4 protein-coding genes are annotated in these 3,369 nt (G+C 39.4%); 3 read left to right on the forward strand and 1 reads right to left on the reverse strand.

The window, feature by feature from the left end:
• Nucleotides 1-105: 105 nt before the first annotated feature.
• The 3 genes from QL984_RS18260 to QL984_RS18270 all read left to right on the forward strand — a co-directional run bounded on the left by QL984_RS18260 (nt 106) and on the right by QL984_RS18270 (nt 1,971).
• Nucleotides 106-849, forward strand: a complete 744-nt coding sequence (locus QL984_RS18260) for a ferredoxin--NADP reductase (protein ID WP_138764045.1) — start codon at nt 106-108, stop codon at nt 847-849.
• A gap of 90 nt (nt 850-939) precedes the next feature.
• Nucleotides 940-1,641 carry a nuclear transport factor 2 family protein gene (locus QL984_RS18265; protein WP_028834673.1) on the forward strand — a complete coding sequence of 234 codons (702 nt, stop codon included), beginning with the start codon at nt 940-942 and terminating at the stop codon, nt 1,639-1,641.
• Nucleotides 1,642-1,650: 9 nt separating this feature from the next.
• Entirely contained in the window at nt 1,651-1,971 is a 321-nt protein-coding gene (locus QL984_RS18270) for a hypothetical protein (RefSeq protein ID WP_008467890.1), read from the forward strand.
• A gap of 199 nt (nt 1,972-2,170) precedes the next feature.
• Here the strand turns inward: QL984_RS18270 and QL984_RS18275 are convergent, their stop codons facing one another.
• Nucleotides 2,171-3,055, reverse strand: coding sequence for a tetratricopeptide repeat protein (locus QL984_RS18275; RefSeq protein WP_138764046.1), 885 nt, complete (start codon nt 3,053-3,055; stop codon nt 2,171-2,173).
• Nucleotides 3,056-3,369 lie beyond the last annotated feature (314 nt).

Below are 3,369 nucleotides of genomic sequence, written 5' to 3' on the forward strand. Positions count from 1 at the left end.
GATAGCTGATAGCTGATAGCTGATAGCTGATAGCTGATAGCTGATAGCTGATAGCTGATAGCTGATAGCTGATAGCTAAAACACGTTTTACACTCTGGAGTAATTATGTCTAATTGGATTGATGCCACAGTAAAGTCAGTTAAATGGTGGAATGAATCGTTATTTAGCTTAACGGTTAACGCCGATGTAGAACCGTTTAAAGCAGGGCAATTTACAAAGCTCTCTGTTATGGACGGTGAAAAACGCATTGCTCGTGCTTACTCGTATGTTAACGCACCAGATGATCCAAATTTAGAATTTTATTTAATTAATGTAGTCGATGGCCAATTGTCATCGCATTTAGCACAACTAACCCCAGGTGACACTGTACTAATAGAGCGCCGCGCTAGCGGTTTTTTTACCCTTGACGAAGTGCCAGCGAGTGAACAACTTTGGATGCTTAGCACCGGCACCGCTATTGGCCCGTTTTTATCTATATTGCAGCAAAGTGAGGTATGGCAAAAATACAAACATATCAACTTAGTGCATGGGGTTCGCCTAAATAGCGATTTAAGCTATCAGGAGCTAATTAATAAGTTATTAAAGGCTCATCCAAGGCAGCTTAATTATGTGCCAGTAGTTAGCCGTGAGGAGCCTTTACAAGGTTTAGCTGGGCGAATAACCACAGTGATAGAAAATAACGCGCTATCTGAACATGTGGGGCTGTGTGCTACTCCCAATAATGCGCAGTTTATGTTGTGTGGTAATCCGCAAATGGTTAAAGATACCAGTGAGTTATTAGTGGCTCAAAACTATAAGCGTAATCGTCGAAAAGAGCCGGGGCATATTACGGTTGAGCAGTATTGGTAATGAGCTATAACGCTATAATAACTATCTCATGAGGGTAAAATTTGCTATGTTGCGCGTTAATTGCATTTTGTCTTTGTACTTAGGAAAACCATGAAACCTTCATTCATTATATATGCGTGTTTATTCGCCGCTTTCACATTAAACTGTCATGCCATAGAGCAATCGGCATCATCAAACAATGCTGAACTGACACAGCCAGAAAAAGTACAGCCGCAACAAGATGCACTTGATACGTTAACTCAAGAGGCTAACATACCTAAACAACCCGATGTAAAGAAAGTGACTGCAGATGATTCTAAAGTACTTGGCAGCGAATCAACGAAGCCGGTTGAACAGCCTAAAAGTAAAGTAGATAAAGCACAAGCGGTCGTCGAGGCTGAGCAAGCAGTGACGCAAGCAAAAGAGGCACTTACAGCAAGGCAACAAGCCAAAGCAAAACAGTCTCGTGAGTCACTTGCTGTTATAGAGCAATTAGTTAAAGCCTACAACGCGCGTAACATTGAAGAATTTATTCGTATGTATGATGAAGATGTTGAGTTTTATATTTTCCCGAATGAGCTATTATTTAAAGGTAAAGAAAAATTAATTGCGCGTTATGGCATTATGTTTAAAAAGCTAAAGTGTCTTCACTCATCACCTATTAAGCGTATTGTGCATGGTGACATTGTGATTGACCATGAGCTATCAGAAACCTGCTCTAACGATCCGAACGTGATAGATAAACGTTCAGAGCTTATTTCAAGCTATCAAATTAAAGATGGCAAAGTGGTTAGGGTATTATTTTTTAGGTAATTATTAATTATGCAGCTAAGTGACGAGAAAAAAATTCGTGTAATGTATCGTGTAGAGCCCGGCTGTTTAGGCCCTGAGGGCGCAGACCACATTGAAGACTTTTGTCGCTTTGCGAACAAGCATATTAAGTCGCCTTATTATGCGCAGTTATTATTTTTACCTCGATACGACAAGCAAAAAGATGAGCGGCAATACAGCGTTAAAAACCGCAACTTATCTCAAGTGCAGGCTAAAGCGTATTTAAATCATTTTGAAATCAACATAGAAGACTTTGAAGAGCAGCTCGACGAGCTGCTTACTAAGTCAATAGACTTATACTTTAAACGCTAAGCTCTATTGACCTTTGTAGATTGATATTTGTTTAATCTAGAGGCAGTTTAATTGCGGCGCGAGCTTCTAACCTAGTGGGGTCGATAACTGCGCCTAAGTTATTCTACTGGCTTACATCCTTGTAATAATAAGTAAAAACTGAGCAAAACTTTCGCGTTCTGCTCACGCTTTTTACCACCCTCCCTGTAGGCTACGAAGTTTAGGCTTCGTTTGAAACTATCGCATTAAAGCTGTCGTTATCATGCAGACTGGCAAAGGCACTTTCATGAAGTAGCTCATTTCGTAAGTTGGGTGAGTATTCAAGCGACATTTTTATATCGGCTAGGGCATCTGCATGCTCATGCGTTAAAGCATACGCACAGGCGCGCTGCCAGTATGCGTAACCATAGTCGCTATCTATATCAATTGCTTGATTACAAAGCTCAATAGCTTGCTCAGTCTCATTTAATTCTAGTAAAGCATCCGCTTTGTAGGCAATGGCTTCTACATCTTCTGGTTTACGTTTTAAAATTTCATCGAATATTTCAATTTTATTCGCAATATCACTTTCAAGGTTGGCTCGCATCCATAACGAATGAACTTCATTAGTGATTGATATGCGTTCTTGGTTACTGAGTATTTCTTCAGAGCGTGCTCGCAGTTTTTCTTCTAATATTTTCAAGCGATCTTCATACTCATCAGTAATAACACTCACTCGGGTGTTTACTATATCTTCTACTTTGTTCTTTACATCACGTAACGAGTTCCAGCCCACTAATACCAAAATAGACGCGGTGGCGGTAATAATAAAAAATACATTATTAATGGTATCTGTGGTGTAGGTAAGCGCCCGATCGGCGGTGTCTAACTGTGCATGCGTAACTTGTTTGGTCACGTCTTCACGCAGTTTTTGTTGATCTTGGCGAACCGACTTTAATTCGTCGAGAATATAACGTTCAAGTAATGGTTTGTACAAAGGGGCTTCTAGCTGTGCTAATTCACGCTGTTGTTGCTCGTTGAGTGCTGCGGTGTTTTTATCAGCAGCTTGCACCGCAGATGAAAAAACACCAATAAATACAATAAATAGTAAAAAATAAAAACGCATTGATATGCCTAGTTAAAAAATTAGTTAATCGCTTTGTTAACTTTAACATGCGCACATCATTGGTACTAGGGTGAGGATAGGGAAGCTGGAATTAACTCAAAAATCTTTTATTACAGGCAAAAAAAATCCAGCCCAAGTTGGGCTGGAAAAAACTACATCAACATATCAAGGGAACAATAGGAGATAGGTGCTATTGTAAGTTTGCCTACCTGAATTTTTACTTAACTAAATTCAAATAGATAAAAATAAAAAAGAAATAAAGGTGCATAAGTAACTTATACACCTTTTATAACTATAATTTCATGGCGAAGGGG

Origin of the sequence: Pseudoalteromonas sp. APC 3495, from assembly GCF_030407645.1 — a bacterium.
GTDB classification, from domain to species: domain Bacteria; phylum Pseudomonadota; class Gammaproteobacteria; order Enterobacterales; family Alteromonadaceae; genus Pseudoalteromonas; species Pseudoalteromonas tetraodonis.